This window comes from Micromonospora sp. LOL_025 (genome assembly GCF_048060285.1).
Lineage (GTDB): Bacteria > Actinomycetota > Actinomycetes > Mycobacteriales > Micromonosporaceae > Micromonospora.
Genome location: NZ_JBHMIR010000032.1, coordinates 20,166 through 36,623, shown reverse-complemented (window position 1 = coordinate 36,623; position 16,458 = coordinate 20,166). Strand labels below are relative to the sequence as shown.

Below are 16,458 nucleotides of genomic sequence, written 5' to 3'. Positions count from 1 at the left end.
TCTATTCACTGCCTTCTCCCTCTTCCTCGGTGAACCGCGCCGCCTGAAGCCGAAACAGCTCCGCGTAGCGACCGTTGAGGGCGAGCAGCTCTTCGTGGGTGCCTTCCTCGACGACGCGACCGTGTTCCAGCACGACGATCCGGTCGGCACGGCGCACCGTGGAGAACCGGTGCGAGATGACCACGCTGGTGACTCCCCGTGTCAGGTCGAGGAACCGCTCGAAGAACGCCACCTCCGACCGCACGTCCAGGTTGGCGGTCGGCTCGTCGAGGACGAGAATGCTGGCGCCACCCTCGACGGCGACGAGAGCGCGGGCGATCGCGATCCGCTGCCACTGCCCGCCGGACAGTTCGGTGCCGCCGGCGTATCGCCGTGACAGTGGAGTCTCCAGGCCGCAGGGGAGATGATTGACGAAATCCGCCGCGCCGGCCCTTTCCAGGGCAGCCCGGACCACCTTGTCGGCACGCTCCGGCTCTGTGAGCATCTCGATCGCGCCGAAGGCGACGTTGTCGCGCACTGGCAACTCGAAGTGGGTGAAGTCCTGGAAGATCGCCGCAACCCGGCGCTGCCACGCCGTGGCCGGGAAGGTCCGGATGTCGACGCCGTCAGCGGTGATCGCCCCGGCCGTCGGTTCGTAGAGCCGGGCCAACAGTTTCACGAGGGTGGTCTTGCCAGCGCCGTTGAGGCCGACGATCGCCAGCGACCGGCCGGCCTCGATGGTGAGGTCGAGGTCGTTCAGCACCGGTAGCCCGCCCGGGTAGGCGAAGGACACCTTGTCGAATCTCAGCACCGTCCTGGGCAGTCCGGCCGGATCGCCCCTGCCGCTCTCGGTGGCGCGGGCGTCGGCTTCGCTCATCCTCTCGATCCGCTCCACCGACCGGTAGGCATTGAGGCCCTGCTCGGTCGCCACATCGGACTCGGCGATGAACCCGCCGATCCTCATGGCGGCCAGGGACGCCTGGAATACGAGTATCAACCCGCCCAAGCCGAGCAGTCCGGCCGTCGTTGCCTGAGCCGCTCCCGTCAGCAGCGCGCCCAGCAGCACGAAAGCGACAAGAACATAGAGAACGTAGGGGCCGTAGAACAGCCGACGCCGGGCCCGCCAGACCGGGAGCGCGGCGTCCATGGCGGCCGACGTGTACTCCTGCTGCAACCAAGGTAGAAGGCCGAAGACCCGCAACTCCTTCGCCGCCGCGGGCTGGAGCAGCATGGTACGGAGATATTCGCTGCGGCGCCGCAGCCGGGCGGTGCTCCGGAAGACCTCCGTGAACACCGACAGGCCGAGGCGGTAGCCGAAGCGGATCGTCAGGGCCGCGACGAGCAGAGCTGGCCCGGCCCACCACACGAAGGCGACCGACGTGATCCCAGCGGCGAGCACGGTCTGTAGGTACCGCGAGATCAGCGCGATCTGACCGGCGCCCGCGGCACCCGGCGACCACATTTCGGTTCGCAGCCGGTCCTTGGCGTCGGCGACGTGATCGAGCAGCTCTGGATCCTCCATGATGGCCACGCCGCCGCTCGCTTGGGAGGCCGCCATCAACCGGTCACGGACGAGATCGTCGAGGCGACGGCGGATCAGGTTGCCGAGCAGTTCCTGTACCGGCAGCAGCAGCTGCACTCCGAAGAACGCGGCCGCCGCGAGGATCAAGCTGGTCCGAAGATCGCTCCAGGCTGCCGACCCGAGCCCGCCGGCTACCGCGTCCGGCACTCGGGCGACCACGGCTGAGGTGGCGAGGATGAACGCGACCGGCAGGATCCCTGCGGCGATCTGGATCATCACGGCGGACGAAACCAGCGGCCAGCCGGCATTGGGCACCAGGTGCAAGATTCTCATTCGCCCGTCAAGGCGCGACCTGTGGCCGTGAACAAATTCCGCCCACACAGACCTCTCGTGCATCGTCACCACCAGGCGCCTCCCGTGCGGCTGTGAACCCTATCGGCGCATGGCAGAGCCCTGCACGTGACGTGCCGACCGAGGCCGGCAACATCGACGACTTCGGCTCGCACAAGTTGTTTCATCAATCTCAATGGAATGAATTAGTGACGTAGGGAAATGTGGGCGTAGTTGTTCATGGATGCGTTTCGGAATCGTCCCCCAGCTCTGCCTGCGCGACAGGAGCAGGAAATTCGCCGACCTCAACCTCAACACGTGATCCAGGAAAGGCTGCGGGGGTCGACCTTGCGCACATCTCGAACTGCTCGTAGAGATCGGTCCAGTTGGCGCCGACCGCAGGGTTGAAGATTGGCGCAAGCATGGCCTGCAGGATCACCTCGGGAGCTTCCTTGTGCAGCGCGATGAATAGGCTCAAGTTCTTCAGCCAGTCCTCGTAGAAAGGCTTATTAGGGCTCAGGGGCGGCCCTTGATGGTAGGCGAAGCTTTCTTCGTCGAAGACGATCTGCGTGCCGGAGCGCCCCAGCCTGTACCCCAACTCGGAATCCTCCAGGCCCCATCCCCGAAATTCCTCGTTGAACCCACCGACGCGCTTGTAGTCGACGCTTGGAACAGAGACGTTGCACGTGAAGAACAGATGCCACGATGTCTTCAGATCGCCACCGAGATCGCTCAGGCGACTCAGCAGGTCCAGTCTGATGTCGCTCTTGATCAAGCTGCCAAGGAATTCCTCGGCGCCGTCCTTGATGAAGCGATCGTCGAACGCATCCGGAGCCCGCAGGTATTTTCTGAAGCCGATGACGGCCTTCTTCTCGGGCATGACGCGGTAGTGGCGAAGATGTCGATCGGTAAAGGTGGGCGGAACCAGTTGATCGCCATCGACAAAAATCAGGATGTCGCCGGTCGCCTCTTCTGCACCGCGATTTCTTGCGGCACTTCTGGATGACGTCGCGGAACGATGAAGATGCAGGTAGCGGAACCGGGAGTCGGCTGTCATATGACGCTGCACCGTTTCTGCTGTCGGGTCGGTCGATCCATCATCAACGATGAGTACTTCGAGGGAATCGGAGGCAGCCAGCTTCTGTGCGCGGAACGTGCGAAGGCATCTGTCCAGCAGCACGGACGAGTTGAATGTCGGCACAATGACTGATGCCTTCATCGGCGGTCTCCATTCCAGATCAGAAGCCGGAATTCCCGACGTGGGAAGCCGGGCATCAAGTTGCTAAAAGTTCGATGTCGAGCCGCCGGCCCGACATTCGACGACCGACGGCGCTGCTGTCGGTCTAATCTACGGTTCCGCCGCGGTCAGGTGACCCGGTCGCGCCGTCCCCTGAAGCGTGACGGGTTTCCGCGCGCCAGGTGCATCCGTCGCCTGACTGTTCGCACGACACCGTGACGTCCGATTCGACGTAGCGGGCGGCGATGGCGGTGTTGAGTTCCTGACAGTATGGACATGGTGATGCGAAAGTCAGTTTGACGCCAGCGCCGGCGGCCTGTTTGCGGTACCGCAGGATCCCACACTCGGCGTTGCGCAGGACGGTGCCAGAGGGCTGGGGCTCGCTGGTCACTGCCGAGTCGTAGAGCAGCAGTTGGCGCTGCAGCCGGGTCATGAAATGGACGGTGGCAGACTCTCCGGCGGGCCGCTGCGATTGCAGTAGGTCCGCAGTGATGCGCGAGTTCGCCTGGATCCACGCGGACACGCCCTCATCGCCGTGCACGCCGAGGATGAACTCTTCGGCGGCCGCCTGGGCCTCGAAGAACCGCTGGCGCCAGAGATCGACCTTGACGGCGGGGTCGAGGGGAGCAGGGTCACTGGTCATGGTCGGTGTCCTTGCCAGCGTCGAGCTCGGCGAATACCTCTTGGGCGATGCGCAGCCCGTTGTTGGCGACCGGCCAGCCTCCGTAGTAGGCGAGCTGGATGATGATTTCGACGATCTTCTCTCGTGGCATCCCGAGGTGCAGGGCGGCGCCGATGTGGCCGCGCAGCTCCCAGTCGGTCCGGGCCAGGGTGACCGCGGTCAGCGCAATCAACTCGCGCTCCTCGATGCTCAGGTGCGGGCGAGTCCAGATCTCACCGAACAAGTGATCGATGGTGAGCTGGAGGAAGTCGGGGTAGGAGCCTGGGCGAGGTTCACGGCCGAAAACGTGCTTGAACATGGCCTCACCCCGCTCATGTCGGGCAAGCGACTGGTCCATCGATCACTCCTTCGTGTTGCCAGGTGGCCTGTCGGACAGTGGTGAATTCCTACGACGCCACGAAGGCGACGAGCAGCGGTACGGCGCAGCCAGAACCAGACCCACCCCTGCGCCAGGGCTGTGTGGAGGGCCGTGTCCCTGCCAGGTCTCAGAGGATGATGCTGAGCTTTCCGTGTTCGTAAAGACTCTCGTGGTCGAGCACCACGAGACGTCTCCGGACCCGGAACGACTCGCCCTCGACGGCGAGTTCGAGCCGACATTTTCCGACGTAGGAGTCAGAGCGCCCGTGCCCGAACCGGTACACGACGACATTCGCCGTGACATCGAGGTGCTTGCCCCGATCAGCCAGGATCTCCACGTTGTTGATCATCCGATTCGTCCGCGACCGGGGATTCTCGCACCACACCTCGCCGTTGAGGAGTTGCTCGATCCGCTGGCGCAGCCGGGCGGCGTTGTCGTCGATGAGCCCGAGCGCATCGGTCGACTCGCCCCGGACGTCGGTAGCCGGCACCAGGTAGCGGATGTCGTCGGTCAGCATCTCGTCGTACCACTCGCGCAGGCGCCACTCGTCGAGCAGCCGCGCCTCACGGAAGAGGAACTGGCTCACCCGGTGCCACAGCCGCATCTGGGCCGTCTCGTCGACCGCCGGCTCGGTGTTGATCGCGTCGGTGGTCATCGCCGTTGCGCCCCTTGCCTCTCGGCCCGCTGAGTGACGTGGTGAGCTTCCTCGTGGTCGTCGTCGCCGTCGTGCATCAGCCGGTCCCACTGCCGCCAGAACTCGCGGGCCGGGAGTTCATCGGTGGTTTCGGGGACATCCTTGGCCATTCCGCGTGACAGGTCGGAGTAGCGGAGCGTGCGATTGAGGTAGCCCCGTTGACAGGACTCGATGATCTCGATGTCGTCGGGGGTGGCGAAGCCGGCGGGACCGAGGAAGGTCAGGTAGTGACTCTTTCGCAGTTCCCGGATGTCCGGATCCTCGTCCTTGGGGGCCAGCGCGACTGAGGTAATGGACATCTGGCCGGCGCCGGCCGGGTCGATCTTGCGGATGGTGATCCCAATCGCGTCGATGATCATCAGATTCGGGAAGATCATCAACGCCCGATTGGTGCCGGTGATCCGTTGAGCGCGTTCGGCGCCGAACCGTTCGACGAACCGTGCGGCCGTCGCCTCCATCCGTGACCTGACCTCGGGGGGGAACATCGGCGTCCAGTAGGCGAGCGGTCGGGCTGCCGCCGGTACCAACTCATTGGCGCCATGCCCCCGTCCGAGAGCGCGGGCGAAGCCGCCTCGTCGTCGCGGTGCCATTGTCCCAAGCGACTCGATGTAGCTCACGTAACGCTTGTGCAGGGCGCGGAAGTGGTAGATGTCGACGCTGTTCTCCATCATGAGCTTCCAGTTGGCCCGAGCCCCGTGCAATTGCGCGCCTTGGATCACCTCCATTCCCACTTCGGACTGGTCGGCGATCAGATCGAGGTACTCCGTCGCGCCCGCCAAATGCTCGGTCAAGGTGCGTGGCTGCTCGGGATCGAAGGTCGCGAACACGAAACCCCGGTAACTGTCGCTACGGTGCCGCGACAGGCCGAAGTCGGACTTGCGGAAGCCTGGGCCGTACCCGTCCGGGAGCGGAACTCCGACCAAGTCACCCCGGTTGGAGAATGTCCAGTCGTGGTACGGGCAGCGGAACGATCTGGCCTGCCCGGCTGACTGCGAGCAGATCAGAGCCCCGCGGTGCGGGCAGCTGTTGGCGAACACCCGAATCACCCCGTCGGAGCCGCGCGCCATGACCACCGGGCGCCCTCCGACATCACGTGACACGTAGGAGCCCGGCGCGGGCACCTCCGATTCGTGCCCGACGTACAGCCAGCAGCGATCGAAGATCTTGGTCATCTCCTGTGCGGCCACGTCGTCGTCTGTATAGGCCCGGCGGTCCACCCGGAATGAGAAACTCTCAAGATCATCGAAGACGATCCGATCGTCCACCGGCCGCTGCAGTTCTATCGTCACTGCTCCCCCTTTCGCTGTAGCTTCTCGCCCATGCTGATGACCAGTTCTGCCGTGCGCGCGGCGGAATCGCCGCACTCGGGCTGCGCCGCGCGCAGCCGCGCCCGGTAGTCCCGGCCGGGATCAAGCAGATTGGTGACAGCGTCAGCGACCGCCTGTTCTGTGACGTCGGCCGGCTCCAATGCCGTCCCGAAGCCCGCGGTTTCTACGAAGTGCGCCTGAATGGGCTGGTCCACAGCCAGCGGGATCACCAGCATTGGTGTCGCCGCCCGGATCGACTCCGCCACCGAGTTGTAGCCGCCATGGGTGATGAACGCATCGGCGCGCTCAAGCACCTCACGTTGTGGCACGTACGGGGCGCTAAGCACGTCAGCGGGCAGCGCGAGTTCCTCAGCGAGATCTCCCACTGAGGCGATCACCTGCGCACCGGTCTTCACCGCCCCCATAATCACCGTGCGGAGGAGGTCGGGCCGCCTGAAAAAGATCGTGCCGAAGGAGACGAACACCAGCGGCCGACCGGGGTCGATCTCCTCCAAGCCGGGAAAGGCGACCTCGTCGCCGCGCTTGCCTGCCGCACCCGGCAACCCGACCAGCTGCACACCGTCGTCGGTGACTGCCTCATCCCCGACGAGCGAGGGAATCGTCGGCATGAGATTGAGAATCGGCGAACGCGCCGAATGAGTCCGGGTCGACCACAACACTCCGCGCCTGGTCAGATAGTCGCCAACCTGTTCGTCGTACAGCCAGCGACCTTGCCGACGCTCCCTTGGACATACTCCGCCGAGATTTGCCCATATCATCCCGTACGGCATATCGGATGCCTGCGCCCCGGCCATCGCTGCCGCCAGTACCGGCAGCGAATCGAGCAGCGTGAAGTCCGGCGCCGTCGCCCGCAGCGCATCAGCCACCTGGTCCGCCACCGGTGACGACTCGAGCATCGGACCGATCTTTGCCGGATCGTCGCTCCACGGCGCCATCTGGACCTCCCCGACCATGTGGACCTCCGCCGCGCCCAGGGCCTGGCGACGCTGTTCACCGAGCGCGCCACCGTCCGCAGACAACAGCAGCAGCACAACCTCATTGCCGGCGGCTTGGAGCGCATTGACCACCGGAATGTACGGGTTGAGGTGACCATGCTGAGTCGTGGTGAGGAAGGCGATGCGCACTAGATCTCCGATTCATGGAAAAAGATGGGGCGAACTCACGATCTGGGCCTGGATCAACCGCCTCGGCCACGAATGCGACACCCGGCATTCAGTGGCGAGTCGAGACCGCTAGCACGTTTGGCAGAACTCCGCCACGCAGTCGCGCAGGCACGCGAAAGCGCCCGGCAGGCGACTGACCCACCGACGACCAGATGCTCCTACAAGGTTTTACGCATTCTCACGATCATTGTGAGGACGCGGCCCAATCTATGTATCCTGCTCGAAACACGCTTGCTACAAGGGGCTCACCGTCTGCGCTGAGGCGACTGCGGAAAGTGTGCCCGAAAGCTTGATCAGTGTCAATGCTTTGAAGTTGTCGGTACGCCCGCAACGCCGCTGACTGCGACCGGACTCCGCCTCGACCTGCGGCGCGGGTCCGGTTCCTCCGCAGCGAAGGCGTGGAGGTCGTGGGCTTACAGACCTTCCGGCCGAGTCGCCGGATTTCATGCAATTCCCTTATCCTCGTAACGTGGTGGCCAGAACTTGAGGGATAGGGTCTTCGGGAGCAGAAACACCGGTGGCCTGCACTCGGCGACGGCGGTGGGCGTCCCGGTCGGCCGCTTGGGCGGCACCGGCCGATGTCTGCCTGACGCTTCCGCGCGGCCTATGGTGGCCTCATGATCACTTGCGTGGTGCACTACACCATCGACCCGACCAGGCTGGAGGCGTTCGAGCGCTTCGCCCGCGAGTGGATGCGACTGGTGGCACGGCACGGCGGTATCCACCATGGCTACTTCCTGCCGGCCGAGGGTGCCAGCGACCGGGCGGAGGCACTGTTCAGTTTCGACAGCCTGGCCGCCTACGAGCGCTACCGCTCACGGTTCGGTGAGGATCCGGAGTTCGTCGACGCGGACCGGATCCGCGACGAGTCAGGATGCGTCCTGCGCTACGAGAGGACGTTCATGCGCCCGCTACTGCCGGACTGAACGCGCCGCGCCGCGCCTCGCCCGTCCCCGGCGCGGCGCCCTGGCCGGCGGGTCGACCGGGGCACCCGGTCTGGTGCCTGGGCCGACCCGCCCTGGTGGATCGTCACTGTCACATGACGTGTACGAAGGTGGCCCAGCCGTATCCGATCTTGACGGGGTTGCCGAGGCCGGCTCCGTTGTGGGGGTAGTACCAGAGGTTTCCGTTGGCGTCGACTCCCAGGGCGTCGGCGGCGCCGTCGCCGCTCCAGTCGGCGGCCATGACGTGCGTGAAGGCCGCCCAACCGTTCCCGATCTTCACCGGGGTGCTGAGACCGGCAAGATTGTGCGGGTAGTACCAGAAGTCACCGTTGGCGGCGACCCCCAGGACATCGGCGGCACCGTCACCGCTGAAGTCGGACACCCGTTCGCCATCAGCCCCCGGCAGGCTGGTGGAAAGGCGGTTCTGGCTCACGGGGGCGGTGCCGGTGGGATAGTTGGTGCCGGTCTCCACCGTATTGGGGATCTCGCGGCTGAGCTGAGAGTCGCAGTAGACGACGTTCCAGTGAAGATGTGGACCGGTCACATTTCCGGTGGCACCGGACGCGCCGATGTGCTGCCCCTGCGCCACCCATTGCCCTCTGTCGACGATGGTGGTGCTGAGATGGGCGTACTGGGAGCATCGATTGTTGCCGTGGTCGATCAAGGCGATGATGCCTCCGCCGCTGTTCCATCCCTCGTAGCGGACGGTGCCGGCGGCCGAGGCGACAATCGGGGTGCCCTGCGGCATGGCGAAGTCGACGGCATGTCGGTTGTAGCCGTCGTTGTGGGAGTAGCCGCTCCCAGGAGTCTGGGTGATGGTGTAGGCGTGTCCAGCCCGGTAAGGCAGCTTGAATGGTGCGCCACTGCCGGCGAGCGCGGATCCCTGGGGAACCAGGATTCCGAGCACGGCGACAAGCGCAGCCATGCTGACTGCGATATCGCGACGCAGATGCGCCTCCATGTATCTGTGTGGAATGTCGACGTTGCCACCGCGTGCCCGTGAGCCACGGGCCTTCGGGCGCGATCTGGCCCAGAGGGTGTCCCAACGGGGCCGAGACTGTCAAGATCGCCAATGGCTCTACGCGCAACGCCGATCCGCCCCGGGGGTGACCCCGGTGGGCTGTGACTCTGCCCTGCGGGCGCGCAGGTCGGTCATCTGGGTGGGGCGGCCACACTGCGACGGTTGGTCTCGCCTGCGGGGGGCGCGGGCGGCAGGATCATCCCCGCCCGCTTGACGGAGCGCAGGGCGACGGCCACGTCCGCGTGCTGGAGGCCGGGGAGTTGGCCGATGGTGCCGGACAGGAACTCGTAGAGCGCGGCGTCGCTCTCCAGCGCGATCTCGCCGCACAGGTTCCGGTCCCCGGTCGTCGCAGAGATCATGAGGACGGCCGGGTGCGCGGCGAGCAGTTCGCCGGCCTGCCCGAGCTGCGTGGGGTTGACGCTGAGGGTGACGAAGGCGTTCACCGCGAGCCCGACGAGGCTGGGCTCGACGACGGTCCGCATGCGCAGGAATCCCGCCGCCATCATCGCCTCGGCCCGCCGCCGTACGGTGGCGGGGCTCGCGCCGCACCGCTCGGCGAGCTGCTGCCAGCCCTGGCGACCGTCCGTGGCGAGGCTGGCGATGATCAGCTCGTCGAGTCGGCTGAGCCGGGACGGCGTCTCGACGGGTGTCTGTTCGTTCCAGTGGTCCGTCCGCTGCGCCCGTAGCTCGTCGACGACCTCGGCCGGCAGCAGGCTCGGGCTCCAGTTGTGTGGCGTGCAGAACCTCCGGATGACCTGGTTGCTCCATATCGCCAGGACACCGTCCAGGCCGGGCAGTTGCTCGAACATGAGCTGGAGCAGGTGCTCGTTGGAGGTGTAGGAGACCTCGGCCACGCAGTCGACGCTGCCCGTGAGCAGCTTGACGGAGCCGCACTCCTGCCACCGGGCCAGGTGTTCGGCGGAGCGGCCGGCGGCGTCCGGGCGGCAGCGCAGCCGCACGAACAGCGAGCGCGCCCGGCGGGTCGCCTCGCCGTCCATGACCCCGATGATCCGCACCGCGCCGCTGCGCAGGAGTCGCGGGACCCGGCGGGAGACGGTGGCCTCCGAGGTGAACACCGCCTCGCCGATCTGCGCGTGGGTGGCTCGCGGGTGAGCGAGCAGGGCGCCGACGATCTGCCGGTCGAGTTCGTCCAAGGATCGACCATTCCCGTCAGCCGAGAGGTTCTGCATGCGCGTATCTTGCATCTCACACTGGCATCTTGACAATCTCCCTCGTGTCTCCGGCAGACTCTCGCCCACGGGTCCGACGGTTCGAGGAGGCAGAGGGTGGCGCATCCGATCAGGCGTTCCAGCGCGGTCAGGGCCGGCGCGGCCGGCGCGGTCGTACTGCTCGCGGCGGCCGTGCTGCCGGCGACCCCGGCGGTGTCGGCACCGGCGGCGACGGCGGGCGGCGTGCGGCCCGCGCAGCACGTGATCATGTTCGACTTCGACGGGTTCGACCCGCGCTTCCTCACGGGGCGCTACGCCGGGCTGGCCGAGCTGCCGAACATCCGGGCGCTCATCGGGGAGGGCACCTTCGGCGTGGCCGACGGGTCGTACTCGTCGTACTCCAACTCGTCGCGGACGACCACCGCGACCGGCGCGTACCCGGCCGTGCACCGCAACACCGGCTACTACTACAACCAGGAGACCGGTCGCGGCGTCTCGCAGGAGCGCTACATCGAGCCCGGCGTGGAGACGATCGCCCACTCGCTGAAGCGGCAGGACCGGACCGCGGCCTACCTCCAGTGGTACGCGGTGCAGAACTACGGCGCCACGTACGGCGACCCCGCCGCGCTGTACACCCAGCCGGGCGGCAACTGCGAGACCCGCGCCGACCAGGCGATCGCGCTGCTGCGCGGCGAACCGGTCAACTCCGGCGGCACCATGGTCGACCCCGCCGCGATCCCGGACCTGATCACCGTCTACTGCGACGACGTCGACGGCGTACTGCACGACGGCGGGTTCTCCGACCCCGACCTGCCCGCCGCCCTGGCCCGCGTGGACGCCCAGATCGGGCGGGTCCGCGAGGCCGCCCGCGAGGCCGGCGTCCTGGACCGGACGGCGTTCGTCGTCACGGCCGACCACGGCGCCCGGGAGTGGACCGTCCCGCTGCTGCCCGAGGTGCTCGACCGGCTCTCCGCGACCGGCCTCAAGGTCCAGGTCGTCGCCAGCTCGGGCGGCGTACCGGATCCGGCCAGCGAGATCGTCGTCGTGCCCGCCCCGCGTACCGCCGACATCACCCTGCGGGGCCGGGCGGACACCCCGGAGAACGCCCGCCGCATCGCCGGGATCATCCGGGGCATCCCGGGCATCGCGGCCGTCCGCGACCAGCAGGACCTGCGCCGGTTGAAGGCCAGCGACAAGCTCGGCGACCTCGTGGTGGAGCCGGTCGAGCCGTACCACCTCTCCACGCTCGCCGACGGCGCCCCCCGCGCCTCGCACGGCGCCCTGCCGGAGGCGCAGGTCCCGATGGTGCTCTCCGGCGCCGGGATCCGCCGCGGCGTCCCGCTGCGCAACGTCGGCCTGGTCGACGTGGCCGCCACCATCACCGCCCTGCTCGGCGTGCGCCCGCCGGCGAACTCGCAGGGTCACGTCATGCGCGGGGCCGTCGAGCGGTCCTGACCGTCGTCACTACGCAGATCGAGGAGAGACAGCAGATGGGTCACCTGACGAAGCGCCGGTTTGCGGCGGCGATCGCCGCCGCGACGGCGCTCACCACGCTCGTCGCGTGCGGCGGGTCGGATTCCGAGGCGGAGACGGCCAAGGAGATCACCTTCTGGACGCCGCAGACGACCCCGCAGCGGGTCGCGGCGCAGGAGAAGGTCGCGGCCCGGTTCACCGAGAAGAGCGGCATCAAGGTCAAGGTCGTGCCGCTCAGCGAGACCGACCAGCAGCAGTCGCTGGCGACCGGCGCCGCCTCCGGCGACGTGCCCGACGTGATGCTGCACAGCTCCACCACCACGGCCGCCTGGCGGTCGCAGGGGCTGCTGAACACCAAGGCCGCCGAGGAGGTCGTCGAGGAGCTCGGCGCCGACACGTTCAACGCGAACGCCGTGAAGGCGTTCAGCCTGGACGGCAAGGTCGGCGCCGTGCCGAGCGACGGCTGGGTGCACCTCCTGGTGTACCGCAAGGACCTGCTCCAGGCCGCGAACGTCAAGGTGCCCACCAACCTCGAGGAGGTGGCGAAGGCCGCCACCGCGATGAAGGCGACGGGGGTGACCGGCATCGCCCTCGGCACCCAGTCCGGCACCGCGTCCGGCACCGAGGGCGTCTACTCGACGTTCCAGAGCGCCGGCTGCCAGCTCGTCCGGGAGGGCACCGTCACGATCGACTCGCCCGAGTGCACCCGGGCGGCCGAGCAGTTCAAGATCCTGCGCGACTCGAGCACGCAGGGCGACTTCGACGTGACCAGCGCGCGGGCGGCGTACCTCGCCGGCAAGGCCTCGATGCTGCTCTTCTCGACCCACATCCTCGACGAGCTGGCCGGCCTCGACCCCGCGAACCCGGCGACGTGCCCGCAGTGCAAGACCGACCCGGCGTTCCTCTCGAAGAACTCGGGATTCATCACCGTGCTCGACCGGAACCACCCCGCCCAGTACGGCGCCACGCTCGGCTACGGCATCCCCGAGGGGGCCAACACCGCCGGGGCGAAGGAGTTCATCAAGTACATGCTGGAGGAGGGCTACTCGGACACGCTCGCCTCGGCGACCGAGGGCCGGATCCCGCTGCGCAACGGCACCAAGGCCGACCCGGACGCCTACCTCGACGCGTGGGGCAAGCTCGGCGTCGGGCCGGACGCCAAGAGTTCCGTCGCCGAGTTGTACGGCCCGGAGATGGTCATCCAGATCCGCGACGGCATGAACGCCGTCGGCCTGTGGGGCATGGGCACCAAGGACTCGCCGCTGGCCGGGGCGGTCACCGCGCAGGGAGTGCTGGCGCAGTTCCTGGAGCGCCTCTACGCCGGAGACCCGCCCGCGCAGGTCACGAAGGCGATGGCCGAGCAGGTCAAGAAGGTCCAGGCCGAACTGTGAGTGCGCCCACGGTGCGGTCCTCGCGCTGGGAGCGGCTCAGCCGCTCCCAGCGGGAGAACCTCAACGGTCAGCTCCTCACCGGCCCGACGCTGGTGCTGATCGCCCTGGTCGTCCTGCTCCCGTTCGCCCTCGTCGTCGTCTTCGCCTTCTCCGACACGAGACTGATCGACATCCCCCGGTTGTCGCCGTCCACCATCGAGTGGACCTTCGACAACATCGCCGACGCCTGGCGGTCCGACGCGTTCTGGGGGGCGCTCTGGACCACCGTCGCGTACGCGACCCTGACCACTGTCGGGTCCATCGGCGTCGGGACGGCCCTCGCCCTCGCCCTGCGCCGCCCCTTCCGCGGCCGGGGGCTCGTCCGCGCGCTGCTGCTGATCCCGTACGTGCTGCCGGTCATCGCGGCCGCGATGATCTGGCGCACGATGCTCAACCCGCAGTACGGCATCGTCAACGCCGTCGGCCAGGAGTACCTGGGCTGGCAGAACCCTGTCGGCTTCCTCAGCACCACCTCGATGGACGTCGCGGGACTGCCCGTACCGGTGTCGTTGCTCGTGGTCGTCTGCTTCGAGGTCTGGAAGTCGTTCCCGCTCGCCTTCCTGTTCGTCATGGCGAGGTTGCAGAACGTGCCCGGCGGGATCGAGGAGGCCGCGGCCCTGGACGGGGCCTCCCGGTGGCAGAACCTGCGCCACATCATCCTGCCCCAGCTGCGGGGGGTGCTCCTGCTGCTGCTGCTGATGCGGTTCATCTGGTCGTTCCAGAACTTCAACGACGTCTACCTGCTGACCGAGGGCGCCGGCGGCACCCAGGTCATGGCGATCAAGGTCTACACGGAGCTGGTCACCCGGTCCGACATCGGCAGCGCCGCCGCCTACGGACTGCTGATGTCGCTGATCCTCTGCGTGCTGCTGGCCGGCTACGTCCTGCTCTCCCGGCGGAAGGAGGCGTTGTGAGCTCGGCGATGCGGCCCTCGCGCCCGGTCAACGTCCTGCGGTGGACGCTCGTCACCGTCGCGCTCGTCTGCGCCGTGGGACCCGTGCTGTACGGGGTGCTGCTCTCGCTGCGCCCGTACTCGGCGGTGCTGCTGGAACCCCTCGACGTCGTCCCCGGCCTCGGCGAGATCGACCTGTCCAGCTACGTCACGGCGATGAAGGACGAGTCGGCGGGTGGCTTCGGGCTCGGCCGGTTCGTGGTCAACTCCCTGCTGGTCGCCCTCGCCACCGTCGCGGTGTCGATCGTCGCGTGCATCTTCGGCGCGTACGCCGTGGCCCGCCTGCGGTACCGGGGCCGGCGCTTCACGAGCGGGATCATCCTCGCCGTCTACCTGTTCCCGGGCATCGTGCTCGCGGTGCCGAAGTTCGTCATCCTGAGCCGGCTGGGACTCTCCAGGTCGCTCGTCGGGCTGCTCGTCATCTACGTCGCCGCCACCGTGCCCGTCGCGCTGTACATGATGCGCAACTACTTCCTCGCCCTGCCGGAGAGCGTCGAGGAGGCGGCGCTGCTCGACGGCTGCTCGCTGCCGACGATGCTGCGCAAGGTCGTGCTGCCGATCGCGCTGCCCGGCGTCGTGGCGACCGCCATCTACGTCTTCATGATCGCCTGGAACGAGTACTTCTACGCGCTGCTCTTCCTCGTGCAGGACCGGTCGCGGTGGACGGCCCCGCTCGGTCTCGCCCAGCTCACCGACTTCCAGGTGCCCGTGACCGTGCTCCTGGCCGGCTCCATCGCGGTGACCGTACCGGTCATCGTCATCTTCTTCCTCGCCCAGCGCTACATCGTCACCGGCCTGACCTCCGGGGCGGACAAGTGAACACCGAAAGGATGATCGACGTGGCAGGCCCTGTGTCACCGGGATCGGGACCGGTACGACTGCTCGTGCTCGGCGCGGGAGGGCGTGGCGCGCACGCGTACGCGCAGTGGTGCCTGGAGCACCCCGAGGCGGCCCGGGTCGTCGCGGTCGCCGAGCCCGACGCGGAGCGCCGCGACGGGCTGGGCGACGCCCACGCCATCCCGGCGGACCGACGGTTCACCGGCTGGCGGCAGGCGCTCGCGGAACGGGGGCCGTGGGACGCGGTCATCGTCGCCACCCCCGACCGGGACCACGTCGATCCCACCCTCCGGGCCCTCGAACTGGGGCACCACGTCCTGCTCGAGAAGCCCATCGCGCCGACCGCTGAGGAGCTGCACCGGCTGACCGTCGCGGCCCGCGGCAGCGCCGGCACGGTCACCGTCGCCCACGTGCTGCGCTACACCCCGTTCTTCCAGACCCTGCGCCGCCTGCTCGACGACGGCCGGATCGGCGAGTTGCAGGGCATCTCGCACATCGAGAACGTGGCGTACTGGCACTTCGCGCACAGCTACGTACGCGGCAACTGGCACCGCGCCGACCGGTCCAGCCCGATGCTGCTGGCGAAGGCGTGCCACGACATCGACATCCTCCGGTGGCTGGTGGGGGCGCCCTGCACGACTGTCGCCTCGTTCGGCGAACGCCGCCACTTCCGGGCCGAGCACGCGCCGAAGGGCTCGACCGAGCGCTGCGTCGACGGGTGCGCCGTCGCCGACACCTGCCCGTACAACGCCGAACGCCTCTACGTCGACCAGCTCGCCGACGTCGACGGGCCGCCCGTCACGGTCGTCACGAACGACACGAGCGTGGCCGGCCGCCGGCGGGCCCTGCGGCTGACCGACTACGGCCGGTGCGTCTACCGGATGGACAACGACGTCGTCGACCACCAGACGGCGGCGCTGCGCTTCGGCAACGGCGTCACGGCGTCGCTGGTGGTCTCGGCGTTCACCGCGTGGAACACCCGGACCCTCACGTTGATGGGCAGCCACGGGCAGATCACCGCGGACATGCGTTCGGGCCGGATCAGCCTGGCGACCTTCACCGACACGCCGCCCACCGTGGAGGGACGGCAGACCGACGAGACGTTCCAGGTCGGCAGCGGCAGCCAGGGGGTCGTCGACGAGGTCATCGAGGCGTTCTCCGGACACGGCGGCGGCGACGCCGGGCTGATGCTCGACTTCACCGGGCGGGTCCGGAGCCGGCTGTCCGGCGAGGACGTCGAGGCGGCCCCCAGCTCCCTGGAGGAGAGCGTGGAGAGCCACCTCGTCGCCTTCGCCGCCGAGCGGTCGCGGCTGAACCGCACCGTCGAGGAGCTGTGACG

The 16,458-nt window shown here is 67.8% G+C and carries 15 protein-coding genes; 6 read left to right on the top strand and 9 right to left on the bottom strand.

The window, feature by feature from the left end; all coding sequences use genetic code 11:
• Nucleotide 1: 1 nt before the first annotated feature.
• The 7 genes from ACFHW0_RS27145 to ACFHW0_RS27115 form a co-directional block, all read right to left on the bottom strand.
• Entirely contained in the window at nucleotides 2-1,816 is a 1,815-nt protein-coding gene (locus tag ACFHW0_RS27145) for an ABC transporter ATP-binding protein (RefSeq protein ID WP_416612114.1), read from the bottom strand.
• Nucleotides 1,817-2,069: 253 nt separating this feature from the next.
• Nucleotides 2,070-3,050: a glycosyltransferase family 2 protein gene (locus ACFHW0_RS27140; RefSeq protein ID WP_416612074.1), complete on the bottom strand. Its 981-nt coding sequence runs from the start codon at nucleotides 3,048-3,050 to the stop codon at nucleotides 2,070-2,072.
• Nucleotides 3,051-3,174: 124 nt separating this feature from the next.
• A complete protein-coding gene (locus ACFHW0_RS27135) occupies nucleotides 3,175-3,711 on the bottom strand; it encodes a hypothetical protein (RefSeq protein WP_416612072.1) in 537 nt (178 codons plus the stop codon).
• A complete protein-coding gene (locus ACFHW0_RS27130; RefSeq protein WP_132233950.1) occupies nucleotides 3,701-4,087 on the bottom strand; it encodes a carboxymuconolactone decarboxylase family protein in 387 nt (128 codons plus the stop codon). Before ACFHW0_RS27130 ends, ACFHW0_RS27135 begins: the two co-directional genes overlap by 11 nt.
• A 148-nt stretch (nucleotides 4,088-4,235) precedes the next feature.
• Complete coding sequence (locus ACFHW0_RS27125; protein ID WP_416612070.1) at nucleotides 4,236-4,763, bottom strand: aromatic-ring-hydroxylating dioxygenase subunit beta; 528 nt, start codon at nucleotides 4,761-4,763, stop codon at nucleotides 4,236-4,238.
• Nucleotides 4,760-6,091: an aromatic ring-hydroxylating oxygenase subunit alpha gene (locus ACFHW0_RS27120; RefSeq protein ID WP_416612068.1), complete on the bottom strand. Its 1,332-nt coding sequence runs from the start codon at nucleotides 6,089-6,091 to the stop codon at nucleotides 4,760-4,762. Before ACFHW0_RS27120 ends, ACFHW0_RS27125 begins: the two co-directional genes overlap by 4 nt.
• Entirely contained in the window at nucleotides 6,088-7,254 is a 1,167-nt protein-coding gene (locus ACFHW0_RS27115; protein ID WP_416612066.1) for a nucleotide disphospho-sugar-binding domain-containing protein, read from the bottom strand. The genes ACFHW0_RS27120 and ACFHW0_RS27115 overlap by 4 nt, the downstream gene beginning before the upstream one ends.
• 656 nt (nucleotides 7,255-7,910) lie before the next feature.
• Between ACFHW0_RS27115 and ACFHW0_RS27110 the strand changes: the two genes are divergently transcribed.
• On the top strand, nucleotides 7,911-8,219 hold the full coding sequence (locus ACFHW0_RS27110; RefSeq protein ID WP_416612064.1) for an NIPSNAP family protein: 309 nt from the start codon (nucleotides 7,911-7,913) through the stop codon (nucleotides 8,217-8,219).
• Nucleotides 8,220-8,328: 109 nt separating this feature from the next.
• Here the strand turns inward: ACFHW0_RS27110 and ACFHW0_RS27105 are convergent, their stop codons facing one another.
• Nucleotides 8,329-9,198 carry a peptidoglycan DD-metalloendopeptidase family protein gene (locus ACFHW0_RS27105; RefSeq protein ID WP_416612062.1) on the bottom strand — a complete coding sequence of 290 codons (870 nt, stop codon included), beginning with the start codon at nucleotides 9,196-9,198 and terminating at the stop codon, nucleotides 8,329-8,331.
• 191 nt (nucleotides 9,199-9,389) lie between these two features.
• Complete coding sequence (locus ACFHW0_RS27100) at nucleotides 9,390-10,412, bottom strand: Lrp/AsnC family transcriptional regulator (protein WP_416612060.1); 1,023 nt, start codon at nucleotides 10,410-10,412, stop codon at nucleotides 9,390-9,392.
• 132 nt (nucleotides 10,413-10,544) lie between these two features.
• On the opposite strand from ACFHW0_RS27100, the gene ACFHW0_RS27095 reads away from it, so the two are divergent.
• The 5 genes from ACFHW0_RS27095 to ACFHW0_RS27075 are packed head-to-tail and all read left to right on the top strand — an operon-like array spanning nucleotide 10,545 to nucleotide 16,456.
• Nucleotides 10,545-11,882: an alkaline phosphatase family protein gene (locus tag ACFHW0_RS27095; protein ID WP_416612058.1), complete on the top strand. Its 1,338-nt coding sequence runs from the start codon at nucleotides 10,545-10,547 to the stop codon at nucleotides 11,880-11,882.
• Nucleotides 11,883-11,917: 35 nt separating this feature from the next.
• Nucleotides 11,918-13,291, top strand: coding sequence for an ABC transporter substrate-binding protein (locus tag ACFHW0_RS27090; protein WP_416612056.1), 1,374 nt, complete (start codon nucleotides 11,918-11,920; stop codon nucleotides 13,289-13,291).
• Nucleotides 13,288-14,244 (top strand): carbohydrate ABC transporter permease, encoded by a 957-nt coding sequence (locus tag ACFHW0_RS27085; RefSeq protein WP_416612054.1) that lies wholly within the window; start codon nucleotides 13,288-13,290, stop codon nucleotides 14,242-14,244. The genes ACFHW0_RS27090 and ACFHW0_RS27085 overlap by 4 nt, the downstream gene beginning before the upstream one ends.
• Nucleotides 14,241-15,101 (top strand): carbohydrate ABC transporter permease, encoded by an 861-nt coding sequence (locus tag ACFHW0_RS27080; protein ID WP_416612052.1) that lies wholly within the window; start codon nucleotides 14,241-14,243, stop codon nucleotides 15,099-15,101. Before ACFHW0_RS27085 ends, ACFHW0_RS27080 begins: the two co-directional genes overlap by 4 nt.
• Nucleotides 15,102-15,121: 20 nt before the next feature.
• Nucleotides 15,122-16,456, top strand: coding sequence for a Gfo/Idh/MocA family protein (locus tag ACFHW0_RS27075; RefSeq protein ID WP_416612050.1), 1,335 nt, complete (start codon nucleotides 15,122-15,124; stop codon nucleotides 16,454-16,456).
• The last annotated feature ends 2 nt before the right edge of the window (nucleotides 16,457-16,458 follow it).